Origin of the sequence: Pandoraea terrigena, from assembly GCF_902459705.1 — a bacterium.
GTDB lineage: Bacteria > Pseudomonadota > Gammaproteobacteria > Burkholderiales > Burkholderiaceae > Pandoraea > Pandoraea terrigena.
This window is the reverse complement of record NZ_CABPRU010000010.1, coordinates 175,411-196,108: the sequence shown is the minus strand read 5'-3', so window position 1 is coordinate 196,108 and position 20,698 is coordinate 175,411. Positions and strand designations below refer to the sequence as shown.

Genomic DNA, 20,698 nt, shown 5'->3' with positions numbered 1-20,698 from the left:
GAACAGGACCGTGAAACAACTCCACGCCGATGATAGTGCGGATTCCCGTGTGAAAGTAGGTAATCGTCAGGCTCCCCTAAAAACCCCTTGCTACAACGCGTAGCAAGGGGTTTTTGCTTTTCTCTCTCCGATAACCCCTGCCGATAATGCCGGGCACGCGTGGGTGGCGTCGCCTGACAGTGCCGCCTTGTCCTTGTCCTTGTCGGCGTCCGTGCCGGGTGACCTCCCCCCGAAAAACTGTCGCATCCAAAACTGGAAATATCTGGCAAATTTGAAGCCCTGACGGGCGCGAGGTTTGCATGAAGAAATCGAAGTACACCGAAGAACAGATGGCCTTCGCACCGAAACAGGCCGAGCTCGGTACGACGGTCGCAGAAGTTTGCCGCGAAGATGGCGTGGCGAGGTGCATTGCGCGGATGACGCAACCGGGCGCTCAGGTCCGCCCGTCTTCGTCAATGTGCGTCGAATGGCAGCCGAAATTGTGCAGGATCTTCGGGACGCGGTTGGCGACGGCGCAATAACGCCGCACTGGGCCTGCCGGGCGTGGCGTCCGGCGGTTCGAGCGGGCTCAGGCGAAACGCCGGGCGGCTCAGTGGTAGAACGACCAGCGGCGCCGCCTTATGACGCGACGGCGCCGGGACGGCTTCCTCGGTGGCCGTGGACAGCCGGCCAGTCATGCCGTTCGCGCCAGTCTCGCTCGTCTGGCGCAAAGCGGCGAGGCGTCGACCCAGCAGGTGGTAGATGTCGTGATCGAAGCCGGTCACGGCGGGTAGGGTGTCGACGAAGGTGTCCAGCGCCTCACGCGACGTCACACTGCCCAGATATTGCCAGCGGTCGATCACGTGATAGTCGACCTCCGCCGCATCGGCCCCGCGCTCTTCAATCGCAATAGGGCCGTCGTACGGCCAGGTTTCCAACTGCAACGTGGCGAGCGCTTCGCGGACTCGCTCGGTGTGCGCCGCAAGCGGTACATCGCCGACGCATACGCCGTCACAACGTTTGACCTGGTATCCGAAGCACGGGCGCCCGGCCCCCACCGACTCCAGTCCGAGTTGTGCGCAACACAGGCGATGTTCGTCGGCCAGCGCGCGCAGCGCACTCTGCGCATGCGTGCGCGACGAGAAGGTACCGTACAAGGCGCCGGCACTGGCGAAATCGACCGCCTTCGCACTGACGAGCTGTGGCGTATCGGCATCCGGCGCGAGTTGCCAGCTATAGCGCTGGGAGGCGCGGCGCAACTGACGGTTGTGCACTGGCTGCAACTGCTTGACCAGTTGCGACTCCAGCAGCAATGCGCCTAGCTCGCCCGCCGTGCGACGGGCCTCCACGCGCCGGATTTCCTGCGAGATGCGAAGATCCTTGGCGACCTGATGATCGCTGGAGAAATGGGAGCGCACGCGTGCGCGAATGTCGACGCTCTTGCCCACGTAGAGCAGCGTGTCGCCTTCGCCATAGAAGAGGTAGACGCCGGGGCGGTTCGGCAGCGCATCGATGGCGTCGTCCGGTAGCTGCGGCGGCTGGCTCGCGCGTTTGGTAACGCGTTGCACCGCCTGCCCGATCAGGTCGGGCGCGTAAATCGTGTGGAGCTTTTGCCAGAACTGCCAGAGCAGATCGGCGTCGGCGAGCGCACGGTGACGGCCGAGCGGGGCGAGGCCGAAGCGGGCGATCAGCGCATCCAGACCATGTCGCGCCGCCGAGGGAAACAGCAGACGCGACAGACGCACCGTGCACAGGACATCGGCCTGGAAGGCGATGCCAGCGCGCCGGAATTCGTTTTTGAGAAAGCCGTAATCGAAGCGCGCATTGTGGGCGACGAACAGCTTGCCTTGCAGACGCTCCGCCAACCCGTGAGCGAGCGTCTCGAATAGCGGCTGGCCATGCACCATCTCGTTGGTGATCCCCGTCAACTGCTGGATGAACGGGGGAATCGGCTCGGCCGGATCGAGCAGTGTGCTCCACTGTTCCACGCCGTGTGGGCCGACTTCGACCACGCCGATCTCCGTGATGCGGTCGTCGAGCGCATTGCCACCCGTCGTCTCCAGATCGACGAAGACCATCGGCGCGGGCAGCGAGCGGGCGAGCGCGTCGGGATCCATCTCGTCAGGGATGATGGGGGTGTTGGCGTTCTCGATGGCGATGTCACGCACGTCATCCACCTCGTTGTGCTGGCGATGCCTGATCGCGCTCAGGCCGGGCACGCTGGCGCGTTGGCGAGCGAAGCGATGCCACGAACGGATTGGCCGCCCGTGAGCGGGGCCGCGTCCTCGCCGTGCAGGTCGTCACCTCCGAATGCCGCAACGATGGCACGGAATACGGCCGGTGCCGGGGCGTCGGGCCAATGCAGGTCGACGAGCGTATCGAGCGGCGGCAACGCGCCGTCACGGCGCAACGCCTCGTCGCCGGGCAGGCGCAGCAGTCGCGCAAGCGCCCACGGCTCGTGCCGTGCATGCAGGCCGATATCCGCCTCTGCCTCGTCGGCGATGGCCAGGAGCGTGCGCCAGTCCAGCGCCAGTGCCGGTGCTGCTTCGCTCCGATCGTTCGCTTCGTTCGCCCCTCCATGGGGTTCGGTGGCGACGGCAAGGCGCAGCGATACGGCTTGCGCGGCACCCGCGCGCTGCCGCCCATAGCGCGCGGCGATCTCTCGCACGATGCCGGCGAGGTCGCGTTCGGCGGCGCTCAGCGCCAGTTGATCCCAGTCGATGGTTTCCATAAGACATTCCTCGATTGGAGGATATGATACTGTATAAAATCACAGTATGCGAGCGCGGCTGCCCGACAGGCCTGACGGCGTTGCCGGTGCATGTAATACTCTGCGCCATCCTATTGCACAGGAGCCTGGCCTCCATGTTGACCCTGTACACCTTTGGCCCGTCGTTCGGGCTGCCCGATGCCAGCCCGTTCGTGGTCAAGGCGGAGATGCTGCTCAAACTCGCCGGACTGCCCTATCGGACGGATCGCAGCGGCTTTCGGCGTGCGCCCAAGGGCAAGCTGCCTTATATCGACGACGACGGCGAGATCGTGGCGGACTCGACGCTGATCCGGTTGCACATCGAGCGCAAGTACGGATTCGATTTCGATGCCGGTCTCACGCCCGAACGACGGGGCGCCGCGTGGATGTTCGAGAAGGCGCTGGAGGATCATTTCTATTGGCACGTGGTGCAGGCGCGCTGGTGCGACGATGAAAATTTCGCCAAGGGACCGGCTTCGTTCTTCAAGGCGATTCCCTGGCCGGTGCGCCCGCTCGCGCAGGCGTTCATCCGTCGCAAGATTCGCAGCACGCTGCATGGACAAGGCACCGGGCGCTATACGCGGCAGGAGCAGTCGCAACTGCTCAAGCGCGGCGCGCAGGCGGCGGCCGACGTGCTCGGCGACAAACCGTACTTCTTCGGCGACGCGCCTTGCGGCGCGGATGCCACGGCTTTCGGTTTCATTTCCAGCGCCGCGTCGCCGCATTTCCGCATGGCGCTGCGCGATGAAATCGAACATCTTCCGAATTTGACGGCCTATGTCACGCGCATGCGGCGCGAGTTTTTTCACGATGCGGGCGACGGCTTGGGCGCTTGAGGTTTAACGGCCGATCGGCCAGTCGGGGGGGGGGGCGGCAACGAGGCTGCCTACTGAGGTAGTGCTGGATCAGCCCGCCTCGGAGGCCGTCTCGTCACTCGGCAGCACGTCGGAGAGTACGAGGTTGCGTCCGGAAATCTTTGCGGCATACAGTGCGCGGTCGGCACGCATGCACAGTGCTTCGAGGCTTTCGTGCTCGTGCCACGTCGCCACCCCACCACTGAGCGTGTATTGGCATACGCCGAACGGACCGGCTACCAGGTGCCGGCTTGCCTGCGAGCGCAAGCGCTCGGCAATGCGGATCGCGCCGGGCGTGTCCGTGCCCGGCAGCAGCACGGCAAATTCCTCTCCCCCCAGTCGCCCGAAGACATCGCCTTCGCGCAGGATGTCGCGCACGAGCTTTACGAATTCGCGGAGCACCGTGTCGCCACCCGCATGGCCGTGCGTGTCGTTGATCTGCTTGAAGTGATCGAGATCGATGACCACGATCGACAGCGGCCAACTGCGGGCCACCGCCCGTGCCATTTCCTGACGCGCGAGCAGGTCGAAATGTTTGCGCGAGAGTGCGCCGGTCAGATAGTCGCGGTTGGCGGCTTCTTCGGCGGTGGCAAGCATGGCGTCGTGAATCATCATGACCGCGCCCATCGTCATGGCGGGCATGACAATCGCGCCGATGGTGAGCATCACGGCGTTGAACATCGTGGGCGCGAACACTTCGGGGCCGGGGGCCGGCGTCCAGCCAAAGACTGCGCCGCGGACCGCATGCCCGATGGCGAACGCTGTCGCGAGGCCCACCGTCAGCCAGTAGTTGTAGGGATGCCGACGCGGGGGGACATGTCGGGCAATGAGCACGGCGGTGGCCAGTAGCCACGCCGCGTGAAAGGCCGAGACAACCATCACGCGCGCCTGCGGATCGTCCGTGCCGTAACGCCAGAACACGATGGCGGCAGCGAGCACCCCCAGTGACGCGCCCAATGCCGGCCAATGCGGCGACTGACCAAGAAAGCGCGCACAACCCGCGAAGTAAAGCAGCAGGCCGCCCGCGAGGGTGATGTTGGCGACAGGAATCGACAGGAAGTCGGGCACCACGCCGCGCATCGCAAACAGCGGCAGGGCGACGAGCACCGCGACGTTGGCGATACACCACTCGCGAACGCCCGCCACGCGGGAGCGGAGAAGAGACCCCATGATCAGCAACATCATGAAGCTGAGCAATGAGGTGATCGCGAGTAAAGACGTCGTCAACATGGCGATGACCAGCGGGGGGAGGCGGACACGTGTTGTGCATTGTAATGTACGCCGCTACGCGCGTTACATGTCCGGCGCACCAGTAGAATGAGCAGGTTCGTCTTTTTTTGTCTCTAGGAGTTTGCGTCAATGTCGACGACCCGATCGTATCCGTCACATCGCCCGCCTCGTTTTCGCCCGTTTCAAGGGCGGACACTGACCGTCGCGATGGCCGCCGGGCTTGCCGCTCTCGTCACGCTTGCCGCCGTGCCGGTGCAAGCGCAGCAAGCGCCGATGCAGCGCCGCTTGGCCCAACCGCCGCTGTTTTCGATGCCGGCCAGCGGCGCGAGGGCCGCGGCAGTGGATATCAATCGTGACGTGCGTCCCGCGCTTGAAGCCGCCGACCTCTGGATTGGACTCGCGGACATCAATCGCGCGCAGCAAAGCTGGGAGCAGGCCGCTCCGGTGTTTCAGCGCGCGATCTCGGCCGACGCCTGGGCAAAGCGCCTGCAAGCCGCGCGCGCGCCGCTGGGACGGGTGAAGTCGCGCAAAACCCATGACGCGGTGTTCACGCGGTCCCTGCCGGGGCAGCCGGACGGCGAGTATGTGGTGATTCAGTACGACACGGTCTTCGAGCACAAGGCCGAAGCCCATGAGATGGTGACGATGGCCTTCGGCGTCGACGGCCGTTGGCGGGTCGCGGGCTACCTGGTGCGCTGAGGTCGGGCTGACGGGGCAGCGGCTGGCCGAAGATATCGGCGTGTTCCAAGTGGTCCAGGCCCCAGACACGGCAAGCGACCCCCGGACTCAGTCGATATCACAGCGCTTTCGCGACAGCACGCATCAGAGGCGCTTGCATCACGGTGTTCTCCTTGCAGCAACGAACGGTAACGTTACGAGCCCGATCAGATAATGCGCAGTGGCCGATGCGGGGTTGTGGAAGCCGATCGGTTGATCGAGCCGCATGGCGAGACAATCGCCGGTATCGAGCCGCCACGCGATGTTGTCCAGCGTGACTTCGATCGTGCCGTCGATGACCCAGATCTGTTGCCAGACTTCATTCTCACGCGTGCCGGCATCGTAGGCGACGCGCTCTCCCGGCGGGAACTGCACTTCGACAAGTTGCAGCGGCGACGGCTGTGCTGGCGAAAGGTTGCGTCGCACGTAGCCCGAGTCCGGGTCGGTCCAGACTGGCTGGTCGGCACGTCGCGCCAAGGGGGAGGGCGGCGCATCCGCCTGCACGCGTTCGTCGAACAAGGACGCGAGCGTAACGTCGAGCGCGGTGGCAAGCTTGTCGAGTACGTTGGCCGTCGGGCTGGTCTGCGCCCGTTCGATGAGCGAGATGCTGGAGCGACTCACGCCGCTGCGCTCCGCCAGCGTATCGAGGGAATAGCCGCGCTCGCTGCGCAGATCGCGCACACGACGGGCGATACGTTCGTTGATGTCCATGACTTCCATTTTACTGGATATTAATTTCCAGTAAAATGGATGGCATTGTTCATGCCGTCATCCACGGCTTCTTGCTAGCGGGACTACCCAAATGACTTCCTCGCTCATCGTGCGCGACGCCACCGACGCCGACCTTCCCGCCATTCGCGACATCTACAACGACGCCGTCGAGCATACGACAGCCATCTGGAACGACGTGCTAGTCGACGTCGATAACCGGCGTGAGTGGCTGGCGGCACGCGTGACGCGTGGGTATCCCGTGATCGTCGCAGAACGCGACGGCACGGTGGCGGGGTACGCGTCGTTTGGCGACTGGCGCGCGTTCGACGGATATCGCCATACGGTCGAACATTCAATTTACGTGGACAAGAATGCGCGCGGCGGCGGCATCGGCGAGACACTCATGCGTGCGCTGATCGAGCGCGCGCGTGCCATCGGCATTCACGTGATGATCGCGAGTATCGAAGCGCAGAACGCGCCGTCGATTCGACTGCACGAAAAGCTTGGCTTCCGAACGGTCGGCACGTTCAGCGAGGTCGGAACGAAGTTCGGCCGCTGGCTCGATCTCACCTGCATGGAATTGCGGCTGGACCCAACGCGCTGAAACACGCGCTCCGCGCGTTGACCGATGCCGTTATGTCTGGAAAGGCATAGCGGCATTTCTCATTGACCATAGGCAACATCATCCGCGTCGAATATCGGTCGCTCGCGCTCGCCGCACGGTCTGCACTGCGTGACATCACACGCGCGTTCTCACGCGGTGCGTCATGGCGAACCTTGTCATTCCGGGAGTCGGCGTGTAGCCTTGCTACGTCCGGTGTCACTCATGAAGCGTCCTCTTGCAGAACTTCGCGAGCGCATCACAGCAGGTGAATGTCACGCATTGTGAACATGCATCGTGGGGCGATGGCGGGGGTATCCGACGTTTCGTCCCCGTGATCGTTGCAGTGCCGTTTTGTGCGTTGATGTCTGCGCGCGCGCGGTGATCGTGATGCATCCCCCCAAAACAAGACGGACGGAACACTTATGCCGCGCCTGCCAAGAAAGCACTCTCGCCCTGCGGCTGTGTCGAGCGATGACGCTCGTCTGGACGCTGCTGCCCCATCTTCCCCGCATTCCCGAATCTCCCAGGGTCCCGATGACGCCCCCGGTGCCGCTGTGTCGCGTCGCGGGTTTCTCAAGGCGTCGGTGATCGCGGGCATCTCGGTGTATATCGCGCCGTTGGGCAGCCGCGCGTTTGCCGCGCTGTTCGAAGACAAGAATCTCACGCCTGTTGCGTGGGACGCCGCCAAGGGACAAGCGAAGTTCCGCATCGATGGCACGGCCAAGGTGACCGGCGCCAAGATCTTCGCGCGCGACGTGCGCTCGCGCGACATGCCGGGCTGGCCCGCGCAGCAGGCACATGCGTTCGTGCTGCGCGCGACGCGTGCCGACCGGGCTTATCTCGGCTTCGATCTCTCGCGTCTGGACGACGGCCTGCAACCCGATCGCGTGGTGACGGCGGACGACCTGGTACGCGACGGGATCGCGTTCCCCGCGTTCTATGGCGACGACATGCTGTTGCCGGCGGGCAAGACACCGGCCTATCTCGGCCACGCCGTCGCAATCCTGATTTATCGCGACTTCACGCGTTTTCGCTTCGCCAAGGACAAACTCAAGTTCCACGACGAGATCATTCGCTACGGCGACGTGACAGGCGCGCTCGAGCGCGATCCGTGGGGCAGCTTCCGCTTCGTGCGCGTGGGCGGCAAGACGCCTTACGACGATGATATTTACTCGAGCCTGAAGGACGCGCCGATCTTCCCGAGCATGATGCGCAAGCACCTGCCGGTGTGGCCGGACGGCAACGACCACGGCAAGCTCGACGAGCAAGGCATGGCCTACGCGGCCAAGATCGGCGAATCGCTCTCGCACCCGCCGGCAAATTGGCTGGTGATGTCGCGAGAATATCGCACGCAGTCGATCGACACGGCGGCGCTCGAACCCGATAACGCCAACGGCTGGTACGACGCCGCCACGCAGACGCTGCATATGGTCGTGCCCACCCAATCGCCGTCGGAAGTCGCGGAAAACGCGGCGGCCATGGCGGCCAAGGGGCGCTTCCCGGTCAAGCGGCTGATCGTCTACCCGTGCTACACGGTGGGCTATGGGTCGAAGGATCACTACAACATGCCGTTCTATGGTCTGGCCGCTGCGATGTACGGCGACGGCCTGCCCGTGCGGCTGGCCAACGATCGCTACGAACAGTTCCAGACGTCGCTCAAGCGTCACGCGTTCACCCTGCGTTATCGACTCGGCGTCGACAAGGAGAGCGGACTGCTTCAGGCGTTCGCGGCCGACTTGGAATGCAACGGCGGCGGGCGGATGAATTTCTCGCCGTCGGTGGCGATGGTCGGGGCGACAGCAGCGCAGTCGATCTACTACATTCCGCAGAGCGATCTCGCGAGCGTGGCGACTGCGTCGCGGGCCATCGATGCCGGCTCGGCGCGCGGTTACGGCACGTTGCAGTCGATGGCCGCCACCGAAATGATGATCGACGAGATGGCGGCACAGTTGGGTGTCGATCCCATCGATTTTCGTCTCAAGAACGCGCTGCGCTCGGGCATGAAGAACACGCAAGGCGCGATTCCGGCGGGGGCCGTGCGGGTGGACGAGGTGCTCGCCCGTGCCAGGCGGCATCCCTTGTGGACTCAGCGCGAGAAGAAGAAAGCGGAGTTCGAGGCGGCACATCCGGGACGCCGCTACGGGGTGGGGTTCGCTTGCGTGCAAAAGGACTTCGGCACCGGTGCCGAGACCTCGTTCGCACGCGTGGAGATCGACGAGGCCGGCAAGATCTCGTTGCACCACACGGCCGTGGAGATCGGCACGGGCACCTCGACATCACAGGCCGTTGCCGTGGCGAAATGGCTCGGCATGCCGGCCACGGAAGTGCATGTCGCGATCACCGACTGGCCGGAGTTGCCCGTCGTGACGAGCGGCGATCCGTATCTGATGTCGCAGGCCGAGCAGGACAAGCTCGCCGCCAATCCGCGTTGGTCGCCCGGATACGCGTCGCCGTCGAGCGCGACGAACTCCGCCTACTATTTCACGCACAGCACGCGAGAAGCGGCACGGTTGCTCTTCATGCAGGGGCTGTGGCCGGCGGCGCTGTCGATCTGGCGTCGCGGACTTGGCGGCGGACAGGCCGCGCCGCTTGTCGTGCGCGTGGAAGATGCGCGCTGGGTCGAAGGCAAGCTCACGGCCGCAGGACTTGAAGCGCTGCCGTTGCCCATGCTGGCCAAGGCGGCGCACGCATTGGGCCTGGCGACCGGGGCGACAGTGCACGTGTTCAACCGGTGGCAGTGGGCCGAAGCGGACTGGGATCTGGGCGACGGTGTGACGCAGCGACTGCCGGTCGACGGGATTGCCCTGCGATTTGGGACGGGCGGTGCGAATCCGACGGCGTCCGCCGCCGGATCGTCGGGAGCCAAAAGCACGTCGCCGCCGAATGCGGGTCTCGCGGGTCGGCATGTCGCCGCCGCCACGCCGGCCGCGGGCTATCGCACGCTCGACCGAAAACGTGTGTATTACCCGCCGGTGCAGCGCAACAATGCGGCGGTGACCTACTACAGTGCCGTCGGCACGCTCGTGGCGCTGTCCGTGCACGAGGCGACCGGCAAGGTCGAACTGCTCACGCACCATTCCATCGTCGAATGCGGCAACCAGATTTCGCCGCAGCTTGTCTCGGGCCAATTGCAGGGCGGCCTCGCGATGGGGATCGGCCACGCGCTGCATGAGTATCTGCCGCTCTATGAAGACGGCCCGGGCAACGGCACATGGAATTTCAACCGATATCACCTGCCGCGCGCGGTCGACGTCGCCGTGTGGACGCAAACCGGTGAGGTGTTGCCACCGATCTCCGAGACCGACGTGCCCAAGGGCATTGCGGAAGTGGTGATGATTCCCGTGGTGGGCGCAATTGTGAACGGCCTCGCGCACGCGATCGGCCATCGGTTTACGACGTTGCCGGTGACACCGGAGAAGATCCAGGAGGTACTGGCATGACAAACGCTTCGAGCGCACCGCAGGCCGCGTCGGACGCTACGGCGACGACGGGCGCGGCGCCCATGATGAGTGCGGCAAGTGCCGCGTCGGCACCATCTGCGGCGAGCGCGGCGGCCGCCCCTGCGAATGGCAAGGCGCCGTGGGAGACGGTGCCCGTGACCGTGAAGGTCAACGGGGTGTCGCACGGCCCGATGGACGTGCCGGCCGGCCTGATGATGATCGACTGGCTTCATGAGACGCTGGGCCTGACCGGCTCGCGTCTGGGCTGCGGGCAAGGGGTCTGTCACGCGTGCGTGGTGATCGTCGATCACGCCGACGGCAGCAGCGAGACCGTGCGCACTTGCATCACCGGGGCGAACTATTTCGACGGCAAGACGGTGCGCACGGTGGAAGGCCACGCAGTGCGCGATGCCGACGGCAACCTCACGCTCGCGCCGATCCAGCAGGCGTTTCTCGATCACTTCAGTTTCCAGTGTGGCTATTGCACGCCCGGCTTCGTGAACGCGGCGACGGTGCTGATCGAGCGTCTGAAGCGCCACCCGGTCGCGCGTGCCGATCTCGAAGCGGCGATCACCGAGGGCCTCAACGACCACATCTGCCGGTGCACGGGGTACGTGCGTTACTACACGGCGGTGCGCGACGTCGTGCTCAAGACGCCGGGCTGCATCAAGGACGTGAAATGAGCGACGCGAATGAGGCACGCAAGAAGAGGGGATACGCCATGCGCCTGAATCGCGCCACCCGCTGGAGCGCGCTTACGGCTTGCCTTGCTGCGGTGCTGCTTGTCGCCGCCTGCAACGACTCGACGTTGCCCAAGCCGCCCAAGCCGGCCCAGCCGCCGATGCCCAAGACGACGGCAGCGCCTGTGCTCGTGACGAACGGGATGGCTGCGGATGCCCCGAGTGCCACGGCATCGTCGGCCAACGGCGGGACGGCGGAGAATACATTGTCCGAGCGCATCACTCGCGGCAAATATCTGGCGCGCGCGGCCGATTGCGCCGCCTGCCATACGAGCGCGAACGGCGCGCCGTTTGCAGGCGGCGTGCCGCTCAAGTCGCCATACGGCACGTTCTACGGCACCAACATCACCCCGGACAAGACGAACGGCATTGGCGGCTGGACGGCCGACGACTTCTACCGCGCGCTGCATGACGGGATGGCCCCCAACCAGGCGCTGTATCCGGCCATGCCGTACACGTCCTATCGTCAGATGACCCGAGCGGACAGCGATGCCATCTACGCGTACCTGATGTCGGTCAAGCCGGCCGCCGTGCCCAACCGCAAGCACGATCTCTCGTTCCCGTACAACGTGCGCTTCGGTATGCGGGTGTGGGACTGGATGTTCCTGAAGGACACGCTGCCCGATGCGTCGAAGGGGCAGTCGGCCGACTGGCTGCGCGGACGCTATCTCGCGAACGCCCTGGGGCACTGCGCCGAGTGCCACACGCCGCGCGGCACGTTCGGTCAGCTCGACGGCGCGAAGCCGCTCGGTGGGGCGGCGCTCGCCCGGATCAGCGCGCCCGACCTGACCCCCGACGCGCTGGCGGCGCGCGGCTGGACGGTGAAGGATCTGCAAACGTTCTTTGGCACGGGGATCGCTCCGCAAGGGTCGGCATTCGGCGAGATGTATCCGGTGGTGCATCTGAGCACGCAATACCTCACGCCTGACGATCTGCGCGCGCTCTCGACGTATCTGCTCGGCGACGCGCCTCCCGCGCCAACGCCGTTGCCGGATCGTCCCGACACGCTTCAATTGAAGGCGGGCCGCAACCTCTATCTTGCCGTGTGTGCGGGTTGCCATGCGGCGGACGGCACAGGCAAGCCGCATGTGGCGGTGGCGATGCTGGGCAACTCGACGGTGCGCCAGAAGGACCCACGCAACCTGGTCGTTGCGATTCTCGACGGCATCGAGCCGCAGTCGTTCCCGGGGCGGGAGGCGATGCAGGATATGCCAGGCTTCGCGCGGCAGCTCACCGACGCGCAGATTGCCGAACTGAGCAATTACCTGCGGGTGGCCTACGGCGCCCAGGCGGGCGACGTGAATTCCGAGATCGTCAGGCAACTGCGCCAGAAGTGATCCGACGCACTGCCACGCGCGACGGCTTGGCGCATAATGACGCGCCATGTCCCGCACACAACGTCTGTTCTCATTGATGCAGTTGCTGCGCCGCCACCGCTACCCGGTGGCGGGCGCGGCGCTGGCCGACTCGCTCGGCGTGAGCCTGCGCACGCTCTACCGCGACATCGCCATGTTACAGGCGCAGGGCGCGCACATCGAGGGAGCGCCGGGGCTGGGCTACGTCCTGAAGCCGGGTTTCCTGCTCCCGCCGCTGATGTTCTCCGAAGAGGAAATCGAGGCCATCGTGCTGGGCTCGCGGTGGGTCGCCAGACGCACCGACGGCGCCCTGGCCGAAGCCGGCGCGAATGCGCTGGCCAAGATCGCGGCGGTGCTGCCGTCGGACTTGCGCTCGTCGCTCGAGGCATCGACCTTGCTCATCGCGCCGGGGGAACCGCTACCGCCGACGATCGTCGACATGACGGTCATTCGCGAAGCCATTCGCGCCGAGCGAAAACTTCAGTTGTCCTATCGCGACGAAGCGGGCCGCCGGTCCGATCGCGTCATCTGGCCGTTCGCGCTCGGCTTCTTCGACCACATGCGCATGATCGTCGCGTGGTGCGAACTGCGCGACGACTTCCGCCATTTCCGCGCCGATCGCATCGAGGCGCTGACCGTGAGCGAGACGCGCTACCCACGCGGGCGGCGCGCGTTGCTCAAGACGTGGCGCGAAACGACGGGCAATCGGTAAGTTCCGCCGGCCCTGGAGACGCCTCGCATGCGTCGTTCTGCTGCTGACAAAAATTGACAGTATCGCTTTGTAGGATGTGATTCATGACAGCGCACGACGGCACCGCGGATGCGGGGACCGGCCGGGCGGAACGTCATCCATCATCCTCGACAGGAGCGAGTCATGCTGCATCCGAATTTGGTCATTTTGTATGTTTCGAGTCCCCCTGAAAGTGCGGCGTTCTATGCCGATTTGTTCGACCTCGAGCCGGTCGAAGCGTCGCCCGGCTTTGCGATGTTCGTGTTCCCTTCGGGGCTGAAGCTCGGGTTGTGGGCGCGCTATGGCGTGGCACCGACGGCCATCGCCCCGCCCGGCGGCAGCGAGATCGTGTTGCCGGTGGCGTCCAACGCGCATGTGGACGCCATGTGGGAGGACTGGAGCGCGCGAGGCATCACGATCCTGCAGGCGCCCACGACGATGGACTTCGGTCGCACGTTCGTGGCGTCCGACCCGGATGGTCACCGGGTACGCGTGTACAAGCTCGCCGACACGCCGCGGTGAGGTGAGCCTGCGGCGAGGTGCGCGGGCCTCCTGTGTGCCTCGCCGCGTGCGCGCCTTACATCGCGGTGGCGGATTTCACGAGCACGGGCGTGTCGCGAAACTTTGCGGGGAACAGGCGCTTCAGGTCCTTCACCTTCGGCAGGTCGTTGATGACGATGTACGGATACATCGGGTGCTCGGCCAGGAAATCCTGGTGATAGGACTCGGCCGGATAGAAGCCCGTGTACTTTTCAAGGTGGGTGACGATGGGCTTGCTGTAGACGTGCGAGGCATTGAGCTGCGCGATGTACGCGTCGGCGACACGGCGCTGTGCGTCGTTCATCGGGAACACGGCCGAGCGATATTGCGTGCCGGTGTCCGGGCCCTGACGATTGAGTTCGGTCGGATTGTGCGCGACGGAGAAGTAGATCTGCAGCAATGTCCCATAGGAGACTTGCTGCGGGTCGAACGTCACTTCCACCGATTCGGCGTGGCCCGTCGCACCGCTGCTGACGGTTTCGTAATCGGCCGTCTTTGCCGTGCCGCCTGCGTAGCCGGATACGGCCTTCGTCACGCCCTTCACATGCTGGAACACGCCTTGTACGCCCCAAAAGCAGCCGCCGGCGAACACGGCCGTCTCGACGTGGGCACCCGTGGCGGGCTCGTCGAGCTTCGGTGCGGCAATGACGACGGCGGCCTCGGCGCCGCCGAAGGCATACGCGCCCACTTGCCAGACGAGTGCCCCGGCGGCAACGACGCCGAGCAGCACATGTCTTACGCGCCAGGCCGGCGACGCGCGGCGCGGCGAGTGGCCGGTGGCGTTGTCGCGCACTTGCGACCGGTGATTGGAATGGAATCGGTTCATCTGAAAACTCCCGGCGTTGCTGGACGCCTTGGTGGCAGGGGTAATGGGTTCATCAGGATTGAGGACGCAGGCGCGGCACGCGCTTCCCAACCGCATCGACCTCAACCGAAAGTGAAGGCGTAGGCCGATACGCCTGGATCGAGAAACTCAATGCTGAACGTTCGGTCGCGCACGTCGCCCGACTGTCGTACCAACTGGTAGAGCCGCTGCGAGGCCACGATGCCGGCGCCATCGGCGCCAACGTCGGTACCGTGGGCGTCGCCGGGCGCCCGGCCGTCGACCGTGACGCGAAAGCGCACCGGTTGACCGTTGGCATTCGGGCCGAGGACAAGGTGCAGGTCACGCGCATGGAAGCGGTAGACGATGCGCGTACCGGCCTGCATGGACGTGGCGCGTTCCGGACCCACACGCCAGTCGCCAGCCAGCCCCCATTGGTTCAGCGACGGTGTCGATGGCGCGCGGTAGTCGCTGGCCTGATCGTGTACGGCGCCGCCCGGCGAGGCGAAGTTCTCGGCGCGCTCGTAGCCGACATAGGTCTCCGGAGAACGAACGTCGCGCATGTCGGCCGCTTGCTGGATGCCACTGGCCTGCACGTTGGCAATGCCGCTCGCTACCTGACTGGCGCCGGCCTCGCGCAACAGTTGCTGGATCACGCGTTCCGACTCGGCGTAATTACCTTCGCCGAAGTGGTGGTAACGCACGCGACCCTGGGCGTCGATGAAGTAATGCGCCGGCCAGTACTGATTGTGGAAACCGCGCCAGATGGCGAAGTTGTTGTCGATGGCAACCGGGTAGTCGACCCCCAGATCGTGCACGGCCTTTTTCACGTTGCCGATGTCACGCTCGAACGCGAATTCGGGGGCGTGTACGCCGATGACGACGAGGCCCTGGTCATGGTACTTCTGCGCCCAGGCCTTCACGTAGGGCAGCGTGCGCAGACAGTTGATACAGGAATACGTCCAGAAGTCGACGAGCACGACCTTGCCGCGCAGGGCCTGCGCCGTGAGCGGCGGCGAATTCAGCCATTGCACGGCGCCGTCGAGCGACGGCAACTGGCCTTCGACCGGCAACGGCGCCGGGACATCGGCGGCGGCCATCGTCGTGTCGCGCACGGGCATCATGGACGGGCCGGCGGCGCGGGGGGCGGCACTCGTACCGGTCGCATTTGCGGTTGGTGCATTGGCGCTGGCCGTGGTGGCGGCGCGGCCAGCGCCAAGCTGGTCGACGAGCCGCTGCTCGATGCCGCCCGTTGACGCCGTCGAGAGTTGCGCCAGCACGCCGGTGTCGAGACCGAGGGCGATGGCGGCGACGCCGGCGAGCATCAGCCCGCCCAGCCCGCGACGAATCCATTCGCCCGCACCGAGCGAGCGCTTCATGGCGGCGAACACGCGCCCGCCGACGACGAGCGCCAGCCCGAGCGACGTGGCGGCACCGGCCGCGTAGGCGGCGAGCAGCAGCGTGGTGCCGACGCTGGCGCCTTGCAGCGCCGCGCCCGTGAGCACCAGTCCGAGAATCGGTCCGGCGCAGGGCGCCCAGAGCAGGCCGGTAGCAATGCCGAGCAGGAACGACGCCCCCGGACGAGCGCCCGCCGTGGTGCCGCCTTGCGCGGACTGGGACAGACGGTCGCCCAGCGACACGAGCGGATGCGTGAGCCGTTCGGCGAGTTTCGGGAAGAGCAGCGTCGCACCGAACAGCGCGACGAGGGCGAGCGCGAGCCAGCGGCCGTACTGGTTCGCCTGCACCACCCAGCTTCCGCCGACGGCGGCGAGCGTCGCCACCAGCGCGAACATCAGCACCATGCCCGCGAGCATCGGCAACACGCTGCGCGAGAAGGACTGGCCGGCCCGCGAGAAAACAAACGGCAGCACCGGCAGGATGCACGGACTGACGATCGTCAGAATCCCGCCGAGGTAGGCAAGGATGAGCAAAGTCATGAAGCGCTCCTTGAGCCGCACCCGATGGCCGGGCGAGACGGAGGTGAGTCAGTGGATATTGGCTGAGGCATGGGGCTCAGGCGGGTTGCGGCAGGAACGTCATGGCGAGGCCGTTCATGCAATAGCGCAGGCCGGTCGGCTTCGGACCGTCGTCGAACACATGACCCAGGTGGCCGCCGCAACGCCGGCAATGGACTTCGGTGCGGATCATGCCGAAGGTCGTGTCGGTGTGCGTGCTCACGGCGTGGTCCAGCGGCATCCAGAAGCTCGGCCAACCCGTGTGACTGTCGAACTTCGTTCGAGAAGAGAAGAGCGGCAGCGCACAGCCGGCGCAGGCAAAGGTCCCGGCGCGGTGTTCGTCGTTGAGCGGGCTCGAATATGGGCGCTCGGTGCCCTCTCGACGCAGGATCTCATACTGGGCGGGCGTCAGGCGCTTGCGCCATTCGGCGTCGCTGTAGGCGACCTCGAAGTGCTCGGGATCGCTGGCGCGGCGGGCATCGTCGGCATGCGCGGGGCGTGTGAGACGCGGCACCAGCCCGGCGGCGACGGCAGCCGCCGCGGCGGTGGCGCTCAGCAGGAACGCGCGACGCGACGGCGTCGAGCCGGTCGCTGCGGCACGGGGGCGCGAGGGCTTGCGCGGTGGGGTATCGGACAAACGCATGAGATCCTCCGGTCAGTAGGGCGATCCGGCGTGGGGTGGGCCCGCCGTCACGGGGGCAGGGCAGCGCGACGGCGTTGGTTCGGGTCGGTGGCCACCGCAAGCACGGCAGGCATTCGTGCCGGATCGATGATTCAAGGGTAGTGCGCCAGCGATGGCAAAGTCCTCACGTAAAATTAAACAATTCGTGATACCTCGCGGTGCGGGAACTGCGCACAATGGGGCCTTGAAGACCCACTTTTCCAGGAGTCGTGCCTGCGATGGAATCGCCGCGCCGTGTTCTGCTCGTCGAAGACGACGTGCATATCGCCGACCTGCTCACGCTGCATCTGCGCGACGAGCGGTTCGAGGTCGTGCATTGTGCCGATGGCGATGAAGGCCTTCGACGACTGTCCGAGGGCGGCTGGGATGCGCTGGTCCTCGACCTGATGCTGCCCGGCGTCGACGGACTGGAAATCTGCCGTCGTGCGCGGGCGATGACCCGCTATACGCCGATCATCATCATTAGTGCGCGCGCGAGCGAAGTGCATCGCATTCTCGGGCTGGAGCTGGGCGCGGACGACTACCTGGCCAAACCGTTTTCGGTGCTGGAGCTGGTGGCGCGGGTCAAGGCGCTCATGCGGCGGGTCGACGCGCTCGCGCGCAACGCACGCATGGAGGCGGGCAGCCTGGCGACGGCGGGGCTGTTCATCGATCCGATTGCCCGCGAGGCGTTGCTCGGCGGCAAGCGGCTCGATCTCACGCCGCGCGAATTCGACCTGCTGTACTTTTTCGCCCGCCAGCCCGGCAAGGTGTTCTCTCGCATGGACCTGCTCAATGCCGTATGGGGCTATCAGCACGAGGGCTACGAGCACACCGTCAATACGCACATCAATCGCCTGCGCGCCAAGATCGAAGCGGATCCGACGCAGCCCACGCGCATTCTGACGGTCTGGGGGCGCGGCTACAAGTTCGCCAACGAGGGCGGGCCCGACGGCACGGGTGCCGAGGCAGGAGGCGCATGATGCGTCGCTGGAATCTCACCCTCACACAGCGCCTGTCGCTGGTGTTCGCGGCACTGCTGCTGGTGTGCTGTGGTACGTCGGCGTGGATGCAGGTGCGCGCCAATCGCATGCACGAAGCCGAAGTGATCCAGGGACTCTCGCGCGGACTCGCGGAGCACATCGCCGCGAACGCCCAGCTCATGGACGCGAACGGCATGAAGCCCGACGCCGTGCGGCGTTTGTTCGGGCAGCTCATGGTCGTGAATCCGAGCGTGGAAGTGTATCTACTCGACATGCAGGGGCGCATTACCGGTCACGCGGCGCCGGAAGGCCATCTGCGGCGAACGCAGGTCGACCTCGCGCCGGTGCATCGGCTGCTCGATGGCGAGGCATTGCCGATCTACGGCGACGATCCGCGTAACACCGACGTGCGCAAGGTCTTCAGTGCCGCGCCGCTGCGCGTGGATGGCCGCGAGGTCGGTTACGTCTACGTCGTGCTGGTCGGCGAGGCGCACGACCGCTTCGCGGCGCGCGGGGCGACGAGCGCTGCGCTCACGACGGCGCTCTGGTCGATTGGCCTGGTGGCGGCGCTGTGCCTGATTGCCGGTCTGGCGGCGTTCGCGCTGATTACGCGTCCGCTGCGACGCTTGACGGATTCCGTGCGCGAGTTCGACATCGACGCGGCCCCCGTGCCGCTGCCGGCGGTGTCGGCGGACGAACTGGCGTTGCAGCAGGCACGACCGAACGACGAGATCGTGGTGCTCGAGCGCACCTTCCGGCAGATGGTCGAGCGGTTGGGCACGCAGTGGCGCACGCTCACGCGTCAGGATCAGGAGCGCCGCGAACTCATCGCCAACATCTCGCACGATTTGCGCACGCCGCTCTCGTCGCTGCATGGCTATCTCGAGACGCTTTCACTCAAAGACGCCACGCTCACCCCTGCCGAGCGGCGCCGCTATCTGGGCATCGCACTGGATCAGAGTCGCAAGGTCGGCGCGCTGGCGCAGTCGCTGTTCGAACTGGCCCGTCTCGAACATGGTTTCGTGCAGCCGGAGGCCGAGCCGTTCTCCGTGACGGATTTGATCCAGGACGTCTTCCAGAAATTCGAACTGAGTGCCGAGTCGCGCGGGGTCGCGTTGCGCGCCCGGCTCGCGCCGCAGATTCCGGTCGCGCGCGCCGATCTCGGCCTGATCGAGCGCGTGTTCACGAACCTGCTCGACAATGCGCTGCGTTATACGCCTTCGGGCGGTGAGATTACGGTGGCGGTGGCGCCGGTCGGCGCCGACATCGAGGTGCTGGTGAGCGATACGGGGCCCGGCATCCCCGAGACCGCGCGCGAAGGCCTTTTCGAACGGCCATTCACCGTGGGCGGCGCCCGCCGGGAGGGCGGACTGGGCTTGCGCATCGTGCATCGCATCCTGCAATTGCACGGCCGGCGCATCACGCTGGTCGACACGCCGGGCCGAGCCGGGCAGGGGGCGACATTCCGCTTTACTTTGCCGACGTGAGTGGGTTGAAGTAGGTCAGCTTGCGCACGAACACATTGGCGAATGGGTCGACCTTCTCGCCGGGCGCGGCCGGTGAGGCGATCACGATGCGCACGATATTGCCGCGCGCGTCGTACTTGTAGTGGTATTCGGACACATGGCGTTTGCCGGTGGCGGCGTCGGTGCGGGTCACGCGCGTCAGTTCATGACGCGCCGAGTATTCCGAGACCTCGTTGTCCCACGCCAGCGCGAGCCATTGACCGTCGATGAAGGCTGCGGCGCCGTTGTCGTGCACGACGCGGCCACCGTCCGGCTTGCGCTCTACGCTCGCGAACGTCCGGTAGGCGACCACCTTTGGCGCCGGACGCACCTTGCCGTCGGCCGTGACGACCTGACGCGCTTCGTTGGGCGCCGTCCATTGACGGGAGAGCACGAAGCATTCGTCGTCGAACCGTCGCGCTTGCAGGCTGACGGTGGGGTGACGATGCGCGGCGTCGGCGGCGACGACGAGTCTGCGAGTCCACGCCAACTGCCCGTCGTTCTCCTGACGCACCTGCTCCTTCCACGCTGGGCGACGGGCGGTGCCGTGCACGATCCAGGCGTCGGCACTCTGCCAGTCGACAGGGGCACCGTCAATGCTATGCAGGCGGCCGTCGGCGTCGTAGGTGTAGCGACCGCGGTCGGTACTCGCGAGCAGGTGACCTTGCGCGTCGAAATCCATCACGAAGTGATTGCCGTTGTCGAGCGGGCCGACCTTGCCGGTGGTGCGATCGTAGCTGGCGATGAAGCGCGTTTCTTCGATGCGGCGAACCCCGGCGGGAATGCCGCCGAAGTTGCGCATCAGATCGTCTTCCTCACGCAGCGACGGCTGCACACACCACGGTAGCGCAGCGGACGCCTGCGGCGCGTCGGCGGTGCGCGGTGGATTCGTGGGGGCGAGGCTCGATGCGTTGGCGGCCGGCGGGGTCGCCGGCGTGGCCTGCGGCCGGGGACCCGCGCAGCCGGCGAGCGCTGCAGCCAAGGCTGCCAGTGCCAACGCGCCCCGCACTGGGCGGGCACAAGAGACCGAACGGATAAGGCGATTGGGTGAAGCTGACATCATCGGAAGGGTTTGCCGAAGGAATTTTTTCCCGATTGTACCGGCTCTGGACGACGCACCCG

Annotated in this window: 19 protein-coding genes and 1 pseudogene; 12 read left to right on the top strand and 8 right to left on the bottom strand. The window is 65.8% G+C overall.

Annotation, left to right across the window (positions count from 1 at the left end; translation table 11 throughout):
- Positions 1 to 299: 299 nt before the first annotated feature.
- A pseudogene (locus PTE31013_RS25005) lies at positions 300 to 401 on the top strand (transposase); the annotation flags it as partial.
- A gap of 51 nt (positions 402 to 452) precedes the next feature.
- Here the strand turns inward: PTE31013_RS25005 and PTE31013_RS18920 are convergent.
- Positions 453 to 2,198: an exonuclease domain-containing protein gene (locus PTE31013_RS18920; RefSeq protein WP_150614300.1), complete on the bottom strand. Its 1,746-nt coding sequence runs from the start codon at positions 2,196 to 2,198 to the stop codon at positions 453 to 455.
- Positions 2,186 to 2,710, bottom strand: a complete 525-nt coding sequence (locus tag PTE31013_RS18915) for a DUF2471 family protein (protein WP_150614299.1) — start codon at positions 2,708 to 2,710, stop codon at positions 2,186 to 2,188. Before PTE31013_RS18915 ends, PTE31013_RS18920 begins: the two co-directional genes overlap by 13 nt.
- A 134-nt stretch (positions 2,711 to 2,844) precedes the next feature.
- Between PTE31013_RS18915 and PTE31013_RS18910 the strand changes: the two genes are divergently transcribed.
- Positions 2,845 to 3,564: a glutathione S-transferase C-terminal domain-containing protein gene (locus PTE31013_RS18910; protein WP_150614298.1), complete on the top strand. Its 720-nt coding sequence runs from the start codon at positions 2,845 to 2,847 to the stop codon at positions 3,562 to 3,564.
- Positions 3,565 to 3,633: 69 nt separating this feature from the next.
- Here PTE31013_RS18910 and PTE31013_RS18905 read toward each other — a convergent pair whose 3' ends face one another.
- The gene (locus PTE31013_RS18905; protein WP_246174715.1) at positions 3,634 to 4,752 is read right to left on the bottom strand and encodes a GGDEF domain-containing protein; all 1,119 of its coding nucleotides are present in this window, start codon (positions 4,750 to 4,752) and stop codon (positions 3,634 to 3,636) included.
- Between PTE31013_RS18905 and PTE31013_RS24870 the strand changes: the two genes are divergently transcribed.
- Positions 4,751 to 4,903 (top strand): hypothetical protein, encoded by a 153-nt coding sequence (locus PTE31013_RS24870; protein ID WP_174978622.1) that lies wholly within the window; start codon positions 4,751 to 4,753, stop codon positions 4,901 to 4,903. The two genes, PTE31013_RS18905 and PTE31013_RS24870, sit on opposite strands and share 2 nt — an antisense overlap.
- A gap of 38 nt (positions 4,904 to 4,941) precedes the next feature.
- Positions 4,942 to 5,511, top strand: a complete 570-nt coding sequence (locus PTE31013_RS18900; protein ID WP_150614296.1) for a DUF4019 domain-containing protein — start codon at positions 4,942 to 4,944, stop codon at positions 5,509 to 5,511.
- 138 nt (positions 5,512 to 5,649) lie between these two features.
- Here the strand turns inward: PTE31013_RS18900 and PTE31013_RS18895 are convergent, their stop codons facing one another.
- Positions 5,650 to 6,240, bottom strand: coding sequence for a helix-turn-helix domain-containing protein (locus PTE31013_RS18895; RefSeq protein ID WP_150614295.1), 591 nt, complete (start codon positions 6,238 to 6,240; stop codon positions 5,650 to 5,652).
- A 91-nt stretch (positions 6,241 to 6,331) separates the two neighbouring features.
- Here PTE31013_RS18895 and PTE31013_RS18890 point away from each other — a divergent pair, with 91 nt between their 5' ends.
- The 6 genes from PTE31013_RS18890 (at position 6,332) to PTE31013_RS18865 (ending at position 13,631) form a co-directional block, all read left to right on the top strand.
- Entirely contained in the window at positions 6,332 to 6,844 is a 513-nt protein-coding gene (locus tag PTE31013_RS18890) for a GNAT family N-acetyltransferase (RefSeq protein ID WP_150614294.1), read from the top strand.
- 554 nt (positions 6,845 to 7,398) lie between these two features.
- Positions 7,399 to 10,284: a xanthine dehydrogenase family protein molybdopterin-binding subunit gene (locus PTE31013_RS18885; RefSeq protein WP_150614293.1), complete on the top strand. Its 2,886-nt coding sequence runs from the start codon at positions 7,399 to 7,401 to the stop codon at positions 10,282 to 10,284.
- A complete protein-coding gene (locus tag PTE31013_RS18880) occupies positions 10,281 to 10,967 on the top strand; it encodes a (2Fe-2S)-binding protein (RefSeq protein ID WP_150614292.1) in 687 nt (228 codons plus the stop codon). Before PTE31013_RS18885 ends, PTE31013_RS18880 begins: the two co-directional genes overlap by 4 nt.
- Positions 10,964 to 12,361, top strand: a complete 1,398-nt coding sequence (locus tag PTE31013_RS18875) for a c-type cytochrome (RefSeq protein WP_425495577.1) — start codon at positions 10,964 to 10,966, stop codon at positions 12,359 to 12,361. The genes PTE31013_RS18880 and PTE31013_RS18875 overlap by 4 nt, the downstream gene beginning before the upstream one ends.
- Positions 12,362 to 12,407: 46 nt before the next feature.
- Positions 12,408 to 13,091 carry a helix-turn-helix transcriptional regulator gene (locus PTE31013_RS18870; protein WP_150614291.1) on the top strand — a complete coding sequence of 228 codons (684 nt, stop codon included), beginning with the start codon at positions 12,408 to 12,410 and terminating at the stop codon, positions 13,089 to 13,091.
- A gap of 162 nt (positions 13,092 to 13,253) precedes the next feature.
- On the top strand, positions 13,254 to 13,631 hold the full coding sequence (locus PTE31013_RS18865; RefSeq protein ID WP_150614290.1) for a VOC family protein: 378 nt from the start codon (positions 13,254 to 13,256) through the stop codon (positions 13,629 to 13,631).
- A 55-nt stretch (positions 13,632 to 13,686) separates the two neighbouring features.
- Here PTE31013_RS18865 and msrA read toward each other — a convergent pair whose 3' ends face one another.
- From msrA to msrB, 3 genes are all read right to left on the bottom strand, one after another.
- A complete protein-coding gene (gene msrA, locus PTE31013_RS18860) occupies positions 13,687 to 14,475 on the bottom strand; it encodes a peptide-methionine (S)-S-oxide reductase MsrA (protein WP_150614289.1) in 789 nt (262 codons plus the stop codon).
- A 101-nt stretch (positions 14,476 to 14,576) separates the two neighbouring features.
- Positions 14,577 to 16,409: a cytochrome c biogenesis protein DipZ gene (locus PTE31013_RS18855; protein ID WP_150614288.1), complete on the bottom strand. Its 1,833-nt coding sequence runs from the start codon at positions 16,407 to 16,409 to the stop codon at positions 14,577 to 14,579.
- A 76-nt stretch (positions 16,410 to 16,485) separates the two neighbouring features.
- The gene (gene msrB / locus PTE31013_RS18850) at positions 16,486 to 17,070 is read right to left on the bottom strand and encodes a peptide-methionine (R)-S-oxide reductase MsrB (protein WP_246174713.1); all 585 of its coding nucleotides are present in this window, start codon (positions 17,068 to 17,070) and stop codon (positions 16,486 to 16,488) included.
- A gap of 257 nt (positions 17,071 to 17,327) precedes the next feature.
- On the opposite strand from msrB, the gene PTE31013_RS18845 reads away from it, so the two are divergent.
- Both PTE31013_RS18845 and PTE31013_RS18840 read left to right on the top strand, forming a co-directional pair.
- On the top strand, positions 17,328 to 18,071 hold the full coding sequence (locus PTE31013_RS18845; protein ID WP_150614287.1) for a response regulator transcription factor: 744 nt from the start codon (positions 17,328 to 17,330) through the stop codon (positions 18,069 to 18,071).
- Positions 18,068 to 19,558, top strand: coding sequence for a sensor histidine kinase (locus PTE31013_RS18840; RefSeq protein ID WP_150614286.1), 1,491 nt, complete (start codon positions 18,068 to 18,070; stop codon positions 19,556 to 19,558). The genes PTE31013_RS18845 and PTE31013_RS18840 overlap by 4 nt, the downstream gene beginning before the upstream one ends.
- Here the strand turns inward: PTE31013_RS18840 and PTE31013_RS18835 are convergent.
- A complete protein-coding gene (locus PTE31013_RS18835; protein WP_174978630.1) occupies positions 19,542 to 20,558 on the bottom strand; it encodes an RHS repeat protein in 1,017 nt (338 codons plus the stop codon). The genes PTE31013_RS18840 and PTE31013_RS18835 overlap by 17 nt on opposite strands.
- Positions 20,559 to 20,698 lie beyond the last annotated feature (140 nt).